Annotated in this window: 21 protein-coding genes; all 21 read left to right on the forward strand. The window is 67.5% G+C overall.

Going from position 1 to position 18,880, the window contains the following annotated elements:
• Positions 1-104 precede the first annotated feature (104 nt).
• The 21 genes from fabG (at position 105) to AIOL_RS07725 (ending at position 18,811) form a co-directional block, all read left to right on the forward strand.
• Entirely contained in the window at positions 105-842 is a 738-nt protein-coding gene (gene fabG / locus AIOL_RS07625) for a 3-oxoacyl-[acyl-carrier-protein] reductase (RefSeq protein ID WP_049642436.1), read from the forward strand.
• Positions 843-1,025: 183 nt separating this feature from the next.
• The gene (locus tag AIOL_RS07630) at positions 1,026-1,259 is read left to right on the forward strand and encodes an acyl carrier protein (protein ID WP_049642437.1); all 234 of its coding nucleotides are present in this window, start codon (positions 1,026-1,028) and stop codon (positions 1,257-1,259) included.
• A 145-nt stretch (positions 1,260-1,404) separates the two neighbouring features.
• Complete coding sequence (gene fabF, locus AIOL_RS07635; RefSeq protein WP_049642438.1) at positions 1,405-2,664, forward strand: beta-ketoacyl-ACP synthase II; 1,260 nt, start codon at positions 1,405-1,407, stop codon at positions 2,662-2,664.
• A gap of 108 nt (positions 2,665-2,772) precedes the next feature.
• On the forward strand, positions 2,773-3,927 hold the full coding sequence (gene mltG / locus AIOL_RS07640; RefSeq protein ID WP_049642439.1) for an endolytic transglycosylase MltG: 1,155 nt from the start codon (positions 2,773-2,775) through the stop codon (positions 3,925-3,927).
• Between the two features lie 232 nt (positions 3,928-4,159).
• Positions 4,160-4,486, forward strand: coding sequence for a hypothetical protein (locus AIOL_RS07645; RefSeq protein WP_049642440.1), 327 nt, complete (start codon positions 4,160-4,162; stop codon positions 4,484-4,486).
• Positions 4,410-5,783, forward strand: coding sequence for a DNA-packaging protein (locus AIOL_RS07650; RefSeq protein WP_082152474.1), 1,374 nt, complete (start codon positions 4,410-4,412; stop codon positions 5,781-5,783). Before AIOL_RS07645 ends, AIOL_RS07650 begins: the two co-directional genes overlap by 77 nt.
• A gap of 190 nt (positions 5,784-5,973) precedes the next feature.
• Positions 5,974-7,149, forward strand: coding sequence for a phage portal protein (locus tag AIOL_RS07655; protein WP_049645319.1), 1,176 nt, complete (start codon positions 5,974-5,976; stop codon positions 7,147-7,149).
• A 70-nt stretch (positions 7,150-7,219) separates the two neighbouring features.
• Positions 7,220-7,786, forward strand: coding sequence for an HK97 family phage prohead protease (locus AIOL_RS07660; protein ID WP_049642441.1), 567 nt, complete (start codon positions 7,220-7,222; stop codon positions 7,784-7,786).
• Between the two features lie 40 nt (positions 7,787-7,826).
• Entirely contained in the window at positions 7,827-9,029 is a 1,203-nt protein-coding gene (locus AIOL_RS07665; protein ID WP_049645320.1) for a phage major capsid protein, read from the forward strand.
• A gap of 158 nt (positions 9,030-9,187) precedes the next feature.
• Positions 9,188-9,787, forward strand: a complete 600-nt coding sequence (locus tag AIOL_RS07670; protein ID WP_049642442.1) for a head-tail connector protein — start codon at positions 9,188-9,190, stop codon at positions 9,785-9,787.
• Positions 9,784-10,125, forward strand: coding sequence for a head-tail adaptor protein (locus AIOL_RS07675; RefSeq protein WP_049642443.1), 342 nt, complete (start codon positions 9,784-9,786; stop codon positions 10,123-10,125). The genes AIOL_RS07670 and AIOL_RS07675 overlap by 4 nt, the downstream gene beginning before the upstream one ends.
• Complete coding sequence (locus tag AIOL_RS07680) at positions 10,122-10,532, forward strand: DUF3168 domain-containing protein (RefSeq protein WP_049642444.1); 411 nt, start codon at positions 10,122-10,124, stop codon at positions 10,530-10,532. Before AIOL_RS07675 ends, AIOL_RS07680 begins: the two co-directional genes overlap by 4 nt.
• Positions 10,533-10,560: 28 nt before the next feature.
• Positions 10,561-10,974 (forward strand): phage major tail protein, TP901-1 family, encoded by a 414-nt coding sequence (locus tag AIOL_RS07685; RefSeq protein ID WP_049642445.1) that lies wholly within the window; start codon positions 10,561-10,563, stop codon positions 10,972-10,974.
• 17 nt (positions 10,975-10,991) lie between these two features.
• Positions 10,992-11,306: a gene transfer agent family protein gene (locus AIOL_RS07690; RefSeq protein WP_049642446.1), complete on the forward strand. Its 315-nt coding sequence runs from the start codon at positions 10,992-10,994 to the stop codon at positions 11,304-11,306.
• Positions 11,299-11,508, forward strand: a complete 210-nt coding sequence (locus AIOL_RS07695) for a rcc01693 family protein (RefSeq protein ID WP_049642447.1) — start codon at positions 11,299-11,301, stop codon at positions 11,506-11,508. The genes AIOL_RS07690 and AIOL_RS07695 overlap by 8 nt, the downstream gene beginning before the upstream one ends.
• A complete protein-coding gene (locus AIOL_RS07700; protein WP_049642448.1) occupies positions 11,501-12,142 on the forward strand; it encodes a phage tail tape measure protein in 642 nt (213 codons plus the stop codon). Before AIOL_RS07695 ends, AIOL_RS07700 begins: the two co-directional genes overlap by 8 nt.
• Positions 12,143-12,205: 63 nt before the next feature.
• Entirely contained in the window at positions 12,206-12,838 is a 633-nt protein-coding gene (locus AIOL_RS07705; protein ID WP_049642449.1) for a DUF2460 domain-containing protein, read from the forward strand.
• Entirely contained in the window at positions 12,838-13,749 is a 912-nt protein-coding gene (locus AIOL_RS07710) for a DUF2163 domain-containing protein (RefSeq protein ID WP_049642450.1), read from the forward strand. The genes AIOL_RS07705 and AIOL_RS07710 overlap by 1 nt, the downstream gene beginning before the upstream one ends.
• Positions 13,739-14,179, forward strand: coding sequence for a peptidase (locus AIOL_RS07715; protein WP_049642451.1), 441 nt, complete (start codon positions 13,739-13,741; stop codon positions 14,177-14,179). Before AIOL_RS07710 ends, AIOL_RS07715 begins: the two co-directional genes overlap by 11 nt.
• On the forward strand, positions 14,179-18,108 hold the full coding sequence (locus AIOL_RS07720) for a baseplate multidomain protein megatron (protein ID WP_049642452.1): 3,930 nt from the start codon (positions 14,179-14,181) through the stop codon (positions 18,106-18,108). The genes AIOL_RS07715 and AIOL_RS07720 overlap by 1 nt, the downstream gene beginning before the upstream one ends.
• Positions 18,101-18,811 (forward strand): DUF2793 domain-containing protein, encoded by a 711-nt coding sequence (locus tag AIOL_RS07725; RefSeq protein WP_049642453.1) that lies wholly within the window; start codon positions 18,101-18,103, stop codon positions 18,809-18,811. The genes AIOL_RS07720 and AIOL_RS07725 overlap by 8 nt, the downstream gene beginning before the upstream one ends.
• The last annotated feature ends 69 nt before the right edge of the window (positions 18,812-18,880 follow it).

Genomic DNA, 18,880 nt, shown 5'->3' on the forward strand with positions numbered 1-18,880 from the left:
CGCGCCGCCCCTATTGTGCGCTTTGGCGGGATTGGGATAGGTCGAGCATGGATTTTGCCCCAAGGGCAGGGACGCTGCGCCCGGGGCCAAGGCAAGGATGGGTTATGTTCGATCTGACAGGAAAATCCGCGCTGGTGACCGGCGCATCGGGCGGCATTGGCGGGGCAATCGCCAAGGCGCTTTATGACGCGGGCGCCGCCGTGGCGCTGAGCGGGACGCGTGTGGAGCCGCTAGAGGCTCTGGCCGCAGAGCTGGGCGAGCGGGCGCATGTCGTGCCCTGCAACCTTGGCGATGCCGAGGCGGTGGACGCCCTGCCCAAGCAGGCGCAGGAGGCCATGGGCGGCCTGGACATCCTGGTCAACAACGCGGGCATCACCCGCGACCAGATCTTCATGCGCATGAAGGACGAGGAGTGGGCGCAGGTCCTAGAGGTCAACCTGACCGCGAATATGCGGCTCTGCCGAGGCGTGATGCGCCCGATGATGAAGGCCCGCTGGGGTCGGATCATTAACATCGGCTCGATCGTGGGCTCGACGGGCAACCCCGGCCAGGTGAACTACGCCGCCGCCAAGGCCGGGCTGGTGGGGCTGACCAAGTCCATCGCCTACGAGACCGCCAGCCGCGGGATCACCGCCAACGTCGTGGCGCCGGGCTTTATCGCCACGGCGATGACCGACAAGCTGACGGACGAGCAAAAGGACGGCATTCTAAAGCAGGTCCCCGCCGGGCGCATGGGCGCGGCCAACGAGATCGGCGCCGCGGTGCTGTATCTTGCCAGCAACGAAGCGTCCTATGTGACCGGCGCGACCTTGCATGTGAACGGCGGCATGGCCATGTTCTAGGCGGGCGTATGCCTTGGCACAAAGCGTTTGCGTTAACGGAACGATATGCTATAGGCGGCGCAGATTTGCCGGGGGCGGCTGCGCTTGGCATTAGGCGGCGAGGGATCGCGGCCCGGACAACCCGCTCCAACGAGGGCGCAAATTAACTGCGGGCAGTGACCCCAAAGAACGTGAGGACCACCAATGAGCGACATCGCCGAACGCGTGAAGAAAATTGTTGTGGAGCACCTGGGTGTTGAGGAACAGAAGGTCGTCGAAGGCGCCTCGTTCATCGACGATCTGGGCGCCGACAGCCTGGACACCGTTGAACTTGTCATGGCCTTCGAGGAAGAGTTCGGCATCGAAATCCCCGATGATGCGGCGGAGACGATCCAGACCTTCGGTGATGCGGTTGGTTTCATCACCAACGCCAAGTAGCACCCTGGGTCATTCGGCGACGCGGCGTCCAAGCGGGCGCCGTTTTGCATATCTGGGCCCGGGCCCTTCGCCTGGGGCCTTGCCCCCCCCGCGCTCGCCCGTGTATCAGGGCGAACAATGTCCAAGCTAATAAAATGAGGCGGTCATGCGTCGAGTTGTCGTCACCGGATTAGGAATGGTCACGCCCCTGGGCACAGGGGTGGACACGACCTGGTCGAACATCCTTGCCAGCAAGTCCGGGGCCGGGCCGATCACAAAGTTCGACACCACGGCCTTTGGCACCAGCTACGCCTGCGAGGTGACCCGCGGCGACGGCAGCGGCGACACGTTCAACCCCGACGACTGGCTTGAGCCCAAAGAGCAGCGCAAGATCGACGCGTTCATCCTCTACGGGATCGCCGCGGCCACGCAGGCTGTCGAGGACAGCGGCTGGGTCGCGGAAAGCGACGAGGACAAGCACCGTTCGGGCGTGATGATCGGCTCTGGCATCGGCGGGCTGACCTGGATCCAGGACATGTCGCTTCAGGTCGAAGAAAAAGGCCCGCGGCGGACCTCGCCTTTCTTCATCCCCGGATCGCTGATCAACCTGGTCTCCGGGCAGGTCTCGATCAAGTATGGCTTCAAGGGCCCGAACCATTCGGTGGTCACCGCCTGCTCGACCGGCGCGCATGCCATCGGCGACGCGGCGCGGATGATCATGTATGGCGACGCGGATGTGATGGTCGCGGGCGGCACCGAGAGCCCGATCTGCAAGGTCGGCATCGCGGGCTTCAACGCCTGCAAGGCGCTGTCCACCAAGTGGGCCGACGAGCCGCAGCGCGCCAGCCGCCCCTATGACGCCGACCGCGACGGGTTCGTGATGGGCGAGGGCGCGGGCATGGTCGTGCTGGAAGAGTACGACCACGCCGTGGCACGCGGCGCCACGATCTATGCCGAGGTCCTGGGCTATGGCATGTCCGGCGACGCCTTCCATATCACCGCCCCCAGCGAGGATGGCGACGGCGCGTTCCGCTCGATGGCCGCCGCGCTCAAGAGCGCGGGCATCGCGCCCGAGGCCGTGGATTACATCAACGCCCATGGCACCTCGACCATGGCGGATTCGATTGAGCTTGGCGCGGTAGAACGCCTGCTCGGCGACAAGGCGCCCGAGGCCACCATGTCCTCGACCAAATCCGCCACCGGGCATCTGTTGGGCGCCGCCGGCGCGATTGAGGCGATCTTTTCGATCCTGGCGATCCGCGACCAGGTGGCCCCGCCGACGATCAACCTAGAGAACCCGGCCGTGGAGACCACGCTGAACCTGGCCCCGCTGGTCAAGCAGGAGCGCGAGATCAAGGTGGCCCTGTCCAACTCCTTTGGGTTCGGCGGCACCAATGCCTCGCTGGTTCTGGGGCAGGTGTCCTGAGCCTCCCCTGCGGGTTTTTGCCAAGACTGCGTTTGCGCGCGCGCGGGGTTTTTGCGCCGCGCGTCGGGCGCTATACTATGTGCGGAGCAGGTACCAAGGACATCGCCAATGTGGAAATCCATCGCCTCTAATGGGCTGACGCTGATCATTGTTGCGATGATTGCCTTGGGGGCGGCCGTGGGCTGGGGCAAGGCGCAATACAGCAATGCCGGGCCGCTGGAGGCCCCGATCTGCGTGCGCGTGACCCCGGGGTCGAACATGGGGGCCGTGTCCGAAGACCTGGCCGAGCAGGGCGCGGTCAGCAGCTCAAGAATTTTCCGCATCGGCGCCGATTATGCCAATAAAGCCAACCAGTTGAAGGCGGGCAGTTTCCTGGTGCCGAGGGGCGCCTCGATGGAGGAGATCGTCGACATCGTGACCCGGGGCGGGCAATCCACCTGCGGGACCGAGATCGTGTACCGCATCGGCGTGAACCGCATCGGCGTGCAGGTGCGCGAGCTGGACCCGGCCACCAATCGCTTTGTCGAGACCGTGGCCTTCACGCCCTCCGACGCCGAGCCGCCCGCCGAGTTTGTGGCCGTGCGCGACCGCTCGGACACGCGCTATCGCGTCGCGCTGGCCGAGGGGGTGACCTCTTGGCAGATCGTCGAGGGCCTGCGCGCGGTGGACGTGATGACCGGCGATGTGGCGGCTGTACCGCCCGAGGGGCGCCTGGCGCCCGACAGCTACGAGGTCGTGGTGGGCGATGATCGCGGCGACCTTCTGTCCCAGATGGAGGCCGCGCAGACCCGCCGCCTGGAAGCGGCCTGGGCCGCGCGCGCCGCGGACCTGCCTTACCAGACGCCGGAGGAGGCCCTGGTCATGGCCTCCATCGTCGAGAAAGAGACCGGCGTCGCGGCGGAGCGCGGCACCGTGGCGGCGGTGTTCGTGAACCGTTTGAACCGCGGCATGCGCCTACAGACCGACCCGACGGTGATCTACGGCATCACCAAGGGGCAGGGGGTGCTGGGGCGCGGGCTGCGCCAGAGCGAGCTGCGCCGGGCGACGCCCTACAACACCTATGTGATCGACGGGCTGCCGCCCACGCCCATCGCCAACCCCGGCGTGGCCAGCATCGAGGCGGCGCTGAACCCCGAGAGCAGCCCGTTCTTGTTCTTCGTAGCCGACGGGACCGGCGGGCACGCCTTTGCCGAGACCCTTGCGGAGCACAACAAAAACGTCGCCAAGTGGCGCGCGATCGAGGCCGAGCGCAATAATAACTAGGGTGCGAGGTTAACACTCTCTTAACGCGCGCCCGGTTAACATACTGTTAACACTAAACTTCTTGACTTTCGGGACGGTCCAAAGTAGAAATCAGTCAAGCTGGAAGAAATGGGCAAGCGGTCGCCGGGGACACCCCCCGTGGGCCGCTTTTTCGTTTCTCTCGTGCGGAGGTCCCGCCCCTTTCGGGGCGCCTGCCCCAAGAGGGGCCAAGCATGAGGCAGGCTTACAAAAAATGACTTTAATCAAACCCTTTGAAGAGGGCGCGGACCAGGACGAGAGCCTGGCCGTGGCCGAACAACTATTTGAAGAGGCCGGGGTGATCCTTGGCCGATTGCTTTCTAAAGCACGACAGGATGATGACGAGGCCATCGGCCGCGCTCGCACCGCTCTTAAGGAGCTTGCCGAGGGCTGGAAGATGGCCGTGACCGAAAGGAACCGCGTTGCAGATGAGCGAAAGAAAACCGCCGGGATTGAAGGATCCTATGCGGTCGATTACGCCGCCGCCCGATCTGAGATCGGGCGCCGCCTGGCTCGCCTGCGCGCCGCCGGGAGTGGCTGAGGCCTTCTTGGATGAGCTAAGTGAGGGAGCGCTTTTGGCGCTCCCTTTTTTGTTCGAGTTTTGGGCGCTGGAGCACCAGCTGCCGCCGGAGGGCGACTGGCGCACCTGGGTGATCCTGGGTGGCCGCGGCGCGGGCAAGACCCGCGCAGGCGCCGAGTGGGTCCGCGCGCAGGTCGAGGGTGCGACCCCGACCGCGCCGGGCGCGGCGCGGCGCCTGGCCCTGGTCGGCGAGACGCTGGACCAGACCCGCGAGGTGATGATCTTTGGCGAGAGCGGCATCCTTGCCTGCTCGCCGCCCGACCGGCGCCCGAAATGGGAGGCCACGCGGCGGCGCCTGGTCTGGCCGAACGGCGCGGTGGCGCAGGTCTTCTCGGCGCATGAGCCGGAAAGCCTGCGGGGCCCGCAATTCGACGCCGCCTGGGTGGACGAGCTGGCCAAGTGGAAGCGCGCCGGCGAGGCTTGGGACATGCTGCAATTCGCGCTGCGCCTCGGCGAGGCGCCGCGGCAGGTGGTCACCACGACGCCGCGCAATGTGGGCGTGCTGAAGTCGATCCTGGGCAACGCGTCCACGGTCACCACCCATGCCGCCACCGAGGCCAACCGCGCCTATCTGGCGGCGAGCTTTCTGCAGGAGGTGCGGGCCCGCTACGCGGGCACCAGGCTGGGCCGGCAGGAGCTGGACGGGGTGCTTTTGGATGACGCGGAAGGGGCGCTGTGGACCGGTCAGATGCTGGAGGGATCGCGGGTCGAGGACCCGCCGCCCCTGGACAGGATCGTGGTCGCGGTCGACCCGCCGGTGACAAGCGGCAAGCGGTCCGACGCCTGCGGCATCGTCGTGGTGGGCGCGGTCACGCAGGGCCCGCCGCAGGACTGGCGCGGCTACGTTCTGGAGGACGCCACGGTCGCGGCGGCCTCGCCGTCGGCCTGGGCGCAGGCCGCGATCGACGCGCGCGAGCGCTGGGGCGCCGACCGGCTGGTTGCCGAGGTGAACCAGGGCGGCGAGATGGTGCAAGAGATCGTGCACGGGATCGACCCGATGGTGCCCTACCGCGCGGTGCGCGCCAGCCGCGGCAAGGCCGCGCGGGCCGAGCCGGTGGCCGCGCTCTATGAGCAGGGCCGGGTGAAGCACGCCGCGGACCTGGGCGCGCTAGAGGACCAGATGTGCCAGATGACGGCGCAGGGCTTTCTGGGCAAGGGCTCTCCGGACCGCGTGGACGCGCTGGTCTGGGCGATCCATGACCTCATGATCGCGCCCGCCGCGCAGTACCGGCGGCCGCAGATACGCGCCCTGCAGTAACGCGGTCAACGGAACCTGGGCACGCTTAGCGAGCCCGACAAGACTGAGATCGGAAGGGTGGGGCGCCCCTGCGGGGCGAAGCGACCCAGGGAGCGCCCCCTTCCGCTGCTGCCCCCGCACCGGACTGCCATGAGCCGGTGCGGGGGCCTTTGAAAGACGCCAGATGAGCGACGATGAGGAGCTGACGCAGATGTTCGACTTTCTAAAGCGAGACCGGGCCGCGGTGCCGGAAAAGAAGGCCTCGGCCACGGGGCGGCTGGCGGCGCTGTCCTCTTCGTCCGGGCGCGTGGCCTGGACGCCGCGAGACACCGGGTCGCTGACGCGGCAGGGCTTTGCGGCGAACCCGATCGGCTTTCGCTCGGTGAAGCTGATCGCCGAGGCCGCGGCGGCGCTGCCGCTGAACCTGCAAGACCAGGAGCGGCGCTATGACGTGCATCCGCTGCTGTCGCTGATCGCGCGCCCGAACGGCGCGCAGGGGCGGGCCGAGCTGCTTGAGGCGCTCTACGCGCAGCTTCTGCTCAGCGGCGACGGCTATGTCGAGGCGGTGAGCGGCGATATGGGGCTGCCTCTGGAGCTGCATGTGCTGCGCTCGGATCGGATGTCGGTGGTGCCGGGGCCGGACGGCTGGCCCGTTGGTTTCGAATACGCCGTGTCGGGCAAGAAGCATCGCTTTCATGTCGGCGAGGGCCCGTCGCCGATCTGCCACATCAAGAACTTCCACCCGCAGGACGATCATTACGGGTTCTCGCCGATGCAGGCCGCCGCCGCCGCGCTGGACGTGCACAACGCCGCCTCGCGCTGGTCCAAGGCGCTGTTGGACAACGCGGCGCGCCCGTCGGGCGCCATCGTCTATAAGGGCGCGGACGGGATGGGCTCGCTGGCGGCGGATCAGTATGACCGGCTGCTGGACGAGATGCAGAGCTATCACCAGGGCGCGGCCAACGCCGGCCGCCCGATGCTGCTGGAGGGCGGGCTGGACTGGAAGCCCATGGGTTTCTCGCCCACCGATATGGAGTTCCAGAAGACCAAGGAATCCGCCGCCCGCGAGATCGCGCTGGCCTTTGGGGTGCCGCCGATGATCCTAGGCATCCCGGGGGACGCCACATACGCCAACTACGCCGAGGCGAACCGCGCCTTCTATCGGCTCACGGTGCTGCCCCTGGCCACGCGGGTGACCGCGGCGATTTCGCACTGGCTGGGCGAGTTCAGCGGCGAGGCGGTGACGCTGAAGCCCGACCTTGACCAGGTGCCGGCGCTGGCCGCGGAGCGCGACCAGCAATGGATGCGCATCTCTTCGGCGACCTTCCTGACGGAGGCCGAGAAGCGGATGCTGCTGGGCCTGCCCAAGATTGCCGATGACGCCTGAAGATCGTGCGCGCTGCCAAAGCGAGGACGCCCGCCAGGGCGGACCGAGCGGTCATTTGAAAGGAAAACACATGGATACGATGCCAAGCCTTGAGCACAAATTCTGCCGCCTCGGGGAGGACATTCAGGTCACCGACGGGGTTGAGATCGCGGGCTATGCTTCGCTTTTCGGCAAGACCGATCAGGGCGGCGACGTGGTCGAGCCGGGGGCCTATGCGCACTCGCTGAAGACGCTGACCGAGGCCAACCGGTCGGTCAAGATGCTCTGGCAGCATGACCCGGCCCAGCCCATCGGCGTCTGGGACGAGGTGCGCGAGGACGCGCGCGGCCTGTTCGTGAAGGGACGGATCCTGGCGGATGTAGACAAGGGCCGCGAGGCGGTGGCGCTGATCGAGGCGGGGGCCATCGACGGGCTGTCCATCGGCTACCGCACGGTGCGCGCCCAGAAGAATGGCAAGGGCCAGCGGCTTTTGTCGGAACTGGAGCTTTGGGAGGTCTCTTTGGTGACCTTCCCGATGCTTCCGGACGCGCGGGTCGGGGCCAAGGGCGATGACGCGCCCGAGGCCGCACAGAACGATCTGCTGCGAGAGCTGGCGGCGACCATTCAGGACGCCCGCCAGGCGCTGGCCAACAGCTAAGCCAGCACAGCCACAACTCTATCAATCAGGGAAATCGATGATGAGTGAGACCGAGAGCAAGGCTCGGGGCGGAGAGGCTGTGCCTTTCACCGCCGCAAGCCCGGCGGACGAGGTGAAGACCGCGCTGGCCGGGTTCCTAACGGATCTGGGGGCGTTCCAGACCGAAATGAAGACGAAATTTCAACAGCAGGAAGAGCGACTGATGATGCTTGATCGGAAATCTTTGACCCGGGCGCGCCCGGCTTTGGCGACCTCGGCAGAGGTGGAGGCGCCGCACCAGAAGGCCTTTGAGGCCTATGTGCGGTCCGGCGATGACGGCGCGCTGCGCGGTCTGGAGCTTGAGGGCAAGGCGCTCAACACCGCGGTGAACGCCGATGGCGGCTATCTGGTGGACCCCAAGACCAGCCAGCAGATCCAGGCGGTTCTGCGCTCGACGGCCTCGTGCCGCTCGATTGCGAAAATCGTCAATGTCGAGGCGGCCTCTTACGACGTGCTGATCGACATCACCGAGACCGGCGCGGGCTGGGCCACCGAGACCGCCAACGCGGCCGAGACCTCCACCCCCGCCATCGAGCGCATCTCGATCCCGCTGCACGAGCTTTCCGCACTGCCCAAGATCTCGCAGCGCCTGCTGGATGACAGCGCCTTCGACATCGAGGCCTGGCTGGCCGACCGTGTGGCCGAGAAGTTCGCCTGCGCCGAGAGCGCCGCCTTCATCTCGGGCGACGGCATCGACAAGCCCACCGGGTTCCTGACCTACCCGACCGTCGCCGCAGGCACCGACACCTGGGGCCAGCTGGGGCATGTCGCCACCGGTGTGAATGGCGATTTCGACGCTGTGGATCCCGCCAGCGCCCTGGTCGATCTGGTCTTTGCGCTGGGCTCGCAGTACCGCGCCAACGCGACCTTCGTGATGAACTCGAAAACCGTGGGCGCCGTGCGCAAGATCAAGGACGCCGATGGCCGCTTCCTGTGGGCCGACAGCCTTGCTGCGGGCGAGCCGCCGCGCCTTCTGGGCTACCCGGTGCTGGTCTGCGAGGACATGCCCGACATTGGCATCGGCAGCCTGTCGATCGCCCTGGGCGACTTCGGCGCCGGCTACACCATCGCCGAGCGCCCCGACCTGCGCATCCTGCGCGATCCGTTCTCGGCCAAGCCGCATGTGATGTTCTACGCCTCCAAGCGCGTGGGCGGCGACGTGACGGACTTTAACGCGATCAAGCTGCTGAAGTTCTCGGTCTAACACAGGCCGAGACGGGCCGGGTCTGAGCAGGCCCGGCCAGGTGGACGCGCGCCAATCAAACGAGGCGTTGTCTAGCTGCTCCCCTCCGTCCGAGCAACGCGGGGGCGCGCGTCCATCAACTTGAGACACCTGGGGGCCGGATACACGGAGATCGACATATGATGTTAGTCGAGCAGACCACAGTGCCCATCGAGGCCCTGCCGGTCACAGAATTCAGAGACCATCTGCGCCTGGGCACGGGGTTCGCCGATGACAGCGTGCAAGACATCGTGCTGGAAAGCTATGTCCGCGCGGCGATGGCCGCCATTGAGGCGCGCACCGGCAAGGTCCTGGTGACGCGCAGCTATTCCTGGTCCCTGACCGCCTGGCGCCAGCCCGCGCGGCAGGTCCTGCCGGTGGCACCGGTCGCGGCGCTGACCGAGATCAAGCTGCTGGACCGCGACGGCGGCGCGACCATCGTTGACCCGGCCAGTTACCGCCTGGCGCCCGACAGCCAGCGGCCCTGCCTGACGGCCGTGGGCCACCACCTGCCGACGATCCCGCACCAGGGCAGCGTCGAGCTGCGCTTTACCGCGGGCTTCGGCGCCACCTGGGCCGATCTGCCGCCCGACCTGGGCCAGGCGGTGTTCCTGCTGGCCGCGCATTACTACGAGAACCGCTCTGCCATGGTGGCCGGCGAGAAGCCCATGCCCTTTGGCGTGAGCCTGCTGATCGACCGCTACCGCACCGTGCGCCTGTTCGGCGAGGCGGCGAAATGAAACGCCCGCAATTGAACCGGAAACTGCGGCTAGAGGTGCCGTATCGGACCCGCGATAACGCCGGCGGTTATTCCGAGACGTGGCAGGTCGCGGGCACGCTTTGGGCCTCGGTCAAGGCCGGCACGGGGCGCGATGCGGAACAGGCCGGGCTGTCGATCTCGACGGTGCCCTACAAGATCACCCTGCGCGCCGCGCCCTTTGGCGCGCCGAGCCGCCCCAAGCCCGGCCAGCGGATGCGCGACGGCGAGCGCATTTTCTCGCTGCTGGCGGTCACGGAGGCGGATTTCGACGCCCGCTATCTGGTGTGCTTTGCCCGCGCAGAGGAGGTGAGCACATGAGCTATGCAATGGCGGCGGCGCTGCAGACGGCGGTCTTTCAGCGCCTGGAGACGGACCTAAGCCTGACCGCGCTGGTTGGCACGGCGATCTACGACGCCGCCCCCCCGGGCACCATACCAGGCACCTACCTGGTTCTGGGCCCAGAGGAGGTCCGGGACCGCTCTGACGCGTCCCAGGCCGGGGCCGCGCATGATTTCATCGTGACCGTGGTCAGCGACGGCGCCGGATTTCAGAACGCCAAGAACGTGGCCACCGTCGTCTCTGACGCGCTGGTGGATGCCGACCTGGTTCTGAGCCGCGGACGCCTGATCAGCCTGCGCTTTGTGCGCGCCAAGGCCGACCGCATGAGCCGCGGTACGCAACGCAAGATCGACCTGCGCTTTCGAGCGCTGGTGGAAGACACGTAAATTTCCTTTTTGAAGTGGAGAGACGCATATGGGCGCCCAGAACGGCAAGGATCTCTTGATCAAGCTCGACATGACCGGGGCCGGTCTATTCGAGACCATTGCGGGGCTGCGCGCCTCGCGGATTTCTTTCAACGCCGAGAGCGTGGACGTCACCAGCCTGGAGAGCCAGGGCGGTTGGCGCGAGCTGCTGGGCGGGGCGGGGGTCAAATCAGCCTCGATCTCGGGCTCGGGCATCTTCCGCGACGCGACCACCGACGAGCGCGCGCGCCAGATCTTCTTTGACGCCGAGGTGCCGACCTTCCAGGTGATCATCCCCGATTTTGGCACCGTCCAGGGCCCGTTCCAGATCACCTCGATCGAGTATGCGGGCACGCATAACGGCGAGGCCACGTTCGAGATGAGCCTGGCCTCGGCCGGCGTTCTGACCTTCACGGCGCTGTAGAGAGAGCGAGGCGAGAGATGGCGAACCCTTGGACGGGCGAGGTCACACTGACCATCGATGGGGAGCCGCGGGTGATGAAGCTGACGCTTGGCGCGCTTGCGGAACTGGAGGCCGGGCTGGCGGCGGGATCGTTGATCGAGATGGTCGAGCGGTTCGAGGGCGGTCAGGTCTCGGCGCGCGACGTGCTGGCGCTGATCGTGGCCGGCTTGCGCGGCGGCGGCTGGCAGGGCGCGCAGGCGGATCTGATGACCGCCGAGATTGAGGGCGGGCCCACCGCGGCCACCCGCGCCGCGGGCGAGCTGCTGCGCCGCGCCTTTGCCGTCGATGGCTGAGGGGCTGGACTGGCCCGGCCTGATGCGGGCCGGGATGCACGGGCTGGGGCTGCGCCCAAAGGAGTTTTGGGCGCTCACCCCGGTGGAGCTGATGTTGATGCTTGGGCGCGAAGGCGGCGGTGCCGCCGCGCTGGGCCGGTCGCGGCTGGAGGATCTTCTGCGCGACTTCCCCGACCGAGCAAAAGGAGACGGAGATGGATGAAGATGACCTGCTGGGCAGCGCCATAGCGCCGCTGGAGCTGAACGCCGAAGAGGCGGCGCGCTCGGTCGCGACGCTGACGCAAGAGGTATCGCGCAATGGCGAGGAATCGCGCCGTGCCGCGGATAGCTACCGGATCTCGTCCGACACGATCAGCAACCAGGTCTCCCGCGCGTTTCGCGGGCTGATCCAGGATGGCGACAAGCTGAGCGATGTGCTGCGCAACCTGGCGCTGTCGATCTCGGAGGCCACTTTTGCCGCCGCCATCGAGCCGGTGGCCGATCACATTGGCAGCGGCATCTCGGGGTTTGTGAACGGGCTGCTGGGCTTTCGCGATGGCGGCGCCTTCGCGCAGGGCCGCGTCATGCCCTTCGCGCGCGGCGGGGTGGTGTCCTCGCCCGTGACCTTCCCGATGCGGGGCGGCATGGGCCTGATGGGCGAGGCCGGACCCGAGGCAATCATGCCGCTGTCGCGCGGCCCCGACGGCAAGCTTGGCGTGCGCGCCGGGGGCGGCGGCAGACCGGTCAGCGTGGTGATGAACATCCAGACCCCCGATGTCGAGGGCTTCCGCCGCAGCCAAAGCCAGGTCGCCGCGCAGATGAGCCGGGCTTTGTCGCGCGGGCAGCGCAACCGATAAGTCCAACCTTCGACGAATACGCGTTGGCTTGGGCAGAGAAATTCTTCGGACGAGGAGAGTGCCATGGGATTCCATGAGGTGAGATTTCCCGCCAATCTGAGCTTTGGCTCGGTCGGCGGGCCGGAGCGGCGCACGGAGATCGTGACGTTGGCCAATGGCTTTGAGGAGCGCAACAGCCCCTGGGCCCATGCGCGCAGGCGCTATGACGCGGGCGTCTCGATGCGCTCGCTGGACGATGTCGAGACGCTGATCGCCTTCTTCGAGGCGCGCCAGGGGCAGCTGAACGGGTTCCGCTGGAAGGACTGGTCGGACTACAAGTCCTGTGCCGCCTCAAAGCAGGTGACCTTTGAGGACCAGGACATCGCGGTGGGGGACGGCGTCACGCAGGTCTTTCAGGTCTGCAAGACCTATGCCTCCGGCGCGCAATCCTACACCAGGCCGATTACAAAGCTGGTCCCGGGCACGCTGCGCCTGGGCCTGCAGGGCGACCCCCTGGTGGAGACCGTGCATTTCAACGCCGATTACGACGCCGGGCTGGTGACCATCCTAACCGCTCCCGGGGCGGGCGCGCAGGTCACCGCAGGGTTCGAGTTCGACGTGCCGGTGCGCTTTGACACCGACCGGATCCAGACCTCGGTGGCCTCGTTCCAGGCCGGCGATGTGCCCAGCGTTCCAATCGTGGAGGTGCGGGTTTAATGGCGATCCCTGAAGCATTCGAGGCGCATCTCAAGACCGGCGCCACCACGATCTGCCGCGCCTGGGCGCTGACCCGCCGTGACGGCACCACCTATGGGTTCACCGATCACGACCTGGGATTTTCGTTCGAGAACATCTCCTTCCGCGCCGATACCGGCCTGGCCGCACGCGCCATCCAGCAAGCCACCGGGCTTGCGGTGGACAACACGGAGGCCGTGGGCGTGCTGAACGACGCCGCGATCCGCGAGGAGGACATCCATGCGGGCCGCTTTGACGGCGCGGAGATCCGCGCCTGGCTGGTGAATTGGCAGGACGTCAACCAGCGCTGGCTGCAATTCCGCGGCACGCTGGGCGAGATCACCCGCGCCAATGGCGCCTTCAACGCCGAGCTGCGCGGACTGACCGAGCATCTTAACCAACCGCAGGGCCGCGCCTATCAGGGCCCCTGCGGCGCCGTGCTGGGCGACGCGGGCTGCAAGTTCGATCTCAACCAGGCGGGCTACTTCTTTGAGGGCCCGGTGGAGATCGTGGAGGACCGCAAGCTCTTTCGCTTCGCGGGGCTGGAGAACTACGACGACCGATGGTTCGAGGGCGGCCGCGCGCGGGTGCTGACCGGGCCTGCGGCGGGCCTGATCGGGCTGGTGAAGAACGACCGGCTGAGCGCGGACGGCCGGGTGGTCGAGCTTTGGGAAGCGCTGGGCGACGCGGTCGAGACCGGCGACATGGTGCGCTTTGACGCGGGCTGCGACAAGCGGCCGGGCACCTGCCGGCTCAAGTTCAACAACCTGCTGAACTTCCAAGGGTTCCCGCATATCCCCGGCGAGGACTGGCTGATGGCCTATCCCGCGTCCGGGCAGGTCATGGATGGCGGCAGCCTGACCGCCGAGACGAGCACCGCCCTTGCGGGCTGAGGCGGCGCTGGCGGAGGCGCGGGCCTGGATCGGCACGCCCTATGTGCACCAGGCCTCGGTTCAGGGCGCGGGCTGTGACTGCCTGGGCCTGCTGCGCGGGGTCTGGCGGGCGCTTTACGGCTCCGAGCCGGAACCGGTGCCCGCCTACACCGCCGATTGGAGCGAGGCCGCCCGCGAGGAGCGCCTTTGGTCCGCAGCGGAGCGCGCCCTAGAGGCCAAACCACTGGGCGCCGAGGCGCCTGGCGACGTGATCCTGTTTCGCATGCGCGACGGCGGTGTCGCCAAACATCTAGGGCTGCAGGGCGCGACCGCGCCCCGCCCAAGTTTTGTCCATGCCTATTCCAGGCATGGGGTGATCGAGAGCCCGCTCTCCGCGCCCTGGCGGCGCCGGATCGTGGCGCGGTTCTCCTTTCCGGAAGGGAGCGATTGATGGCCACGATTGTCTTATCTGCAGTCGGTTTCGCGGCGGGCAGCGCCATCAACAGCACGGTCTTTGGGCTGTCGACCGCGATCATAGGGCGGGCCATTGGCGCCACCATCGGCCAGGTGATCGACCAGCGCATCATGGGGCGCGGATCCGAGGTGGTGGAGACCGGGCAGGTGGATCGCTTCCGCCTGACCAGCGCCAGCGAGGGCACGCCGGTCCAGACCCTATACGGGCGCGTGCGCGTGCCGGGGCAGGTCATCTGGGCCACCCGGTTCCAAGAGCATGTCACAACGACAGAGGGCTCTGGCGGCAAGGGCGCACCGCGCCCGGCCACGCCGACGACGCGCGAGTACAGCTACTCGATCAGCCTTGCCGTTGCGCTGTGTGAGGGCGAGATCAGCGGCGTGAACCGCATCTGGGCGGATGGCCAGCTGATCGAGAACACCTCGGTCACGATGCGGGTCTATCACGGCACCGAGGACCAGATGCCCGATCCCAAGATCGAGGCCGTGGAAGGCTCTGGGTTGGTGCCGGCCTATCGCGGGCTGGCCTATGTTGTGATCGAGGACCTGGATCTGACGCGCTTCGGTAACCGCATCCCGCAATTGACCTTCGAGGTCACGCGGCCTGCGCCCGTGGACCTGCCGGGCGTTGCCGACGACGTGGCCGAGGCGGTGCAGGGCGTGGCGCTGATCCCCGGGACCGGGGAGTATTCGCTGGCCACCACCCCGGTGCATTACCACGCGGGCTTTGGCGAGAACCGGCCCGCCAACGTCAACTCTGCCAGCGGCAAGACCGACCTCTTGGCGTCCCTGGATGGGCTGGCGAGCGAGTTGCCCAATTGCGGCGCGACGGTGCTGGTGGCGTCCTGGTTTGGAGACGATTTGCGCTGCGAGACCTGCGACCTCAAGCCGAAGGTCGAGCATAAGCTGGAAGAGGGCGCCGGCATGCCCTGGTTCGTCTCGGGCCTGAACCGCACCACCGCCGAGGAGGTGCCGCGCGACGAAGACCGCCCGGTCTATGGTGGCACGCCCACCGACCGTTCGGTGATCGAGGCGATCTCGGCGCTCAAAGCGGCGGGGCAGGCGGTGACCTTCTACCCGTTCATTCTGATGGAGCAGCTTGCCGGCAACGGCTTGCCCGACCCGTACTCGGACGCGCCGGATCAGCCGGTGCTGCCCTGGCGCGGGCGGATCACCACCGGCAAGGCCCCTGGGCAAGCGGGGTCCACAGACGGCACCGCCGCCGCCGATGCCGAGGTCGCGGCCTTCTTTGGCAGCGCGGCGGTCGCCGACTTTGCCAACCATGCCGAGGGCATCGGCTATACCGGCCCGGCGGAATGGTCCTATCGCCGCTTCATCCTGCATTACGCGCATCTCTGCGCGAAGGCGGGCGGGGTCGAGGCATTCTGCATCGGGTCTGAGATGCGCGCCCTGACGCAGATCCGCGGCGCGACGGGGTTCCCGGCGGTGGAGGCCATGATCGCGCTGGCCGCGGACGTGCGCGCTATCCTGGGGCCGGAGACCAAGATCGGCTATGCCGCCGATTGGTCCGAGTATTTCGGCTACCACCCGCAGGACGGCTCCGGCGACGTGTATTTCCACCTCGACCCGCTTTGGGCGGATGACGAGATCGATTTCATCGGCATCGACAATTACATGCCGCTGAGCGATTGGCGCGACGGGCGCGAGCACGCGGATGCCGCGCATGGGGCGATCTACAACCTCGATTACCTGCGCGCGAACGTGGCCGGGGGCGAGGGCTATGACTGGTACTATCCGTCAGAAGGATCGCGGTCCGTGCAGGACCGCCACCCGATCGAGGATGGCGCCCATGGCGAGGATTGGGTCTTTCGCTACAAGGACCTGCGCGGCTGGTGGGAGAACACGCATCACAACCGAATCGCGGGCGTGCGGCAGACCGACCCCACCGGCTGGCAGCCGCAATCCAAGCCCATTTGGTTCACCGAATACGGCTGCGCGGCGATAGACAAGGGCACCAACCAGCCCAATAAGTTCCTCGACCCGAAATCCTCGGAATCGCAGCTGCCGCATTACTCGAACGGGCGGCGCGATGATGTGATCCAGGCGCAGTATCTGCGGGCGATGAACTCCTATTGGGGCGCGGCCGAGAACAACCCCAGCTCGATCCTCTATGGCGGGCCGATGGTGGATATGAGCCGCGCGCATGTCTGGGCCTGGGACGCGCGTCCTTACCCATACTTCCCGGGCAATGACGGGCTTTGGACCGATGCCGAGAACTATCTGCAGGGGCATTGGCTGAACGGGCGTGGCTCGGCGCGGTCGCTGCCGGTGCTGGTGGCCGAGATCTGCGTGGCGGCGGGCGTGGACGCCTATGACGTCTCGGAGCTCTACGGCATCGTGCGCGGCTTCATGCCCAGCAACACCGGCACGGCGCGCGAGCGGCTGCAGCCCCTGATGCTGGCCTATGGTTTTGACGCGATCGAGCGCGAGGGGCAGCTGGTGTTCCGGTCGCGCGACGGGCGCGCGGTGGCGGATGTTGACCCCGAACGCGTGGCCGTGTCCCCGGAGGCGGATGGCGATCTGGTGCTGTCGCGCGCGCCGGAGGCCGAGATCGCGGGGCGGCTGCGGCTGAGCTTTGTCGAGGCGGACGGTGCCTTCGATGCCCGCGCCGAGGAGGCGATCTTTCCCGACGAGGCTGCGACCAGCGTGGCGCGCTCGGATCTGCCGCTGGTGCTGACCAAGCGCGAGGCGCGGGCCATCGTGGAGCGCTGGTTGAGCGAGTCGCGCGTGGCCCGCGACGTGGCGCATTTCGCGCTGCCGCCGTCGGAGATGGCGATACGCGCCGGTGATGTGGTGGCGCTGCCGCTCGATGGCGGGCCCACGCATTACCGCGTGGACCGCGTCGAGCAGGCCGAGTTCCAGATGCTGGAGGCGGTGCGGGTGGAGCCCGAGACCTACGACTTCTCTGACAGCGTCGAGGCCGTGGTGCGCCCGCGGCCCTTCGTGGCGCCGGTCCCGGTCGAGCCGGTGTTCCTGGACTTGCCATTGCTGACCGGCCAGGAGGTCGAGCACGCCCCGCATATCGCCGCCACCGCGCGGCCCTGGCCCGGCACGGTCGCCGTTTACAGCGCGGCTCAGGATAACGGCTATGAGCTGAACCAGCTTCTGGCCGGCGCTGCGGTGATCGGCGTGACCGAGACCCAGATGGGCGCCGCAAAGTCGGGCGTTTTGGATCGCGGCGCGGGCTTGCGGGTGCGTTTGGTTTACGGCGATCTGGCCTCGGTCCCCCAAGAGGCGCTGCTGAATGGCGCCAATGCCGCCGCAATCGGCGATGGCAGCGCGGATAATTGGGAGGTGTTCCAGTTCCGGGACGCCGCGCTGGTGGGCCCGCGCACCTATGAGTTGACCGCGCGCCTGCGCGGGCAGGCCGGCACCGACGGCTTGATGCCAGAGTTCTGGCCCGTTGGCAGCGTGTTCGTGCTTTTGACGCCCGCGCTGCAGCAGATAGAGCTGGCGCAATCGGCGCGCGGGCTGGCGCGGCACTATCGCATCGGTCCGGCGCAGCGGCCGCTCGAGGACCCGTCCTATCAGCACCGTGTCGAGGCGTTTGACGGGGTCGGGCTGCGGCCCTTCGCGCCGGCGCATCTGCGGGCCACGCCCGATGGCTCTGGCGGCGTCACGCTCGGCTGGGTCCGGCGCACAAGGATCGACGGCGACAGCTGGCAATCCGTTGAGGTGCCGCTGGGCGAGGGGCGCGAGCTATACGCGGTGAGGGTTCTCGACGGCGCGACCCTGCTGCGCGAGGCCGAGGTGACCGCGCCGAACTTTACCTACACCGCCGCCGAGAAAGCCGCCGATGGCGTTACCGGCGCCTATCAAATTGCCGTGGCCCAGGTCTCTGACCGCTTTGGCCCCGGGCCCTTCAGGAGGATCGAGATCGATGGCTGAGACGTTGCAACTGGGGCTGCCGCTGCTGCAGCCCGCGCAGGCGCAGAAACATGTGACCGTGAATGAGGCGCTGACCAAGCTGGACGGGCTGACGCAGCTGGTGCTGGCCAGCGCGACGGTGGTCACGCCGCCGCTGGCCGCCGTCGATGGCGAGGCGTATTTCGTGCCGGTGGGGGCGGTGAACGCCTGGGCCGGGCAGGAGGGGCAGGTCGCGGTCTGGTCCAATGGCGGCTGGGTGTTCTCGACGCCGAGCCTGGGCTGGCGCGGCTACATCGCCGACGAGGGCACCGCGGCGACCTTTGACGGCAGCGGCTGGGTGCGCGCGGCGCTGGCGGTGTCGCCCAACGGCGCGGCCTCGACCTTTCAGGTGGTGGAGTTCGATCACGCCTTCGGGGCTGAGGCGGTCTCGACGCCGGGCACGCAGATCCCGCAATACGCGATGGTATTTGCGGTCACCGGGCGGGTGAAGACGGCGATCACCGGCGCGGTGACGAGCTTTGACATTGGCGTCAGCGGTGCTGTGAACCGCTATGGCGGCGGGATCGGGCTGGCGCAGGGCAGCTGGTTCGTGGGCATCACGGGGCAGCCGGTGACCTATTATGCGGACACGCCGCTTGAGCTGACGGCGAATGGCGGCGACTTCGCCGCGGGCGAGGTGCGGCTGGCGCTGCATTACTACCTGCCGACGGTGCCGAGCGTCTGATGGGGGCGCATTCGGTGGGGCTGGGTGCCCATGTCCCTGTGAACGGTTTCTTCACAGAATCACCTTACC

Source organism: Candidatus Rhodobacter oscarellae (assembly GCF_001078595.1).
In the GTDB taxonomy this organism is placed as follows: domain Bacteria; phylum Pseudomonadota; class Alphaproteobacteria; order Rhodobacterales; family Rhodobacteraceae; genus Rhodobacter_B; species Rhodobacter_B oscarellae.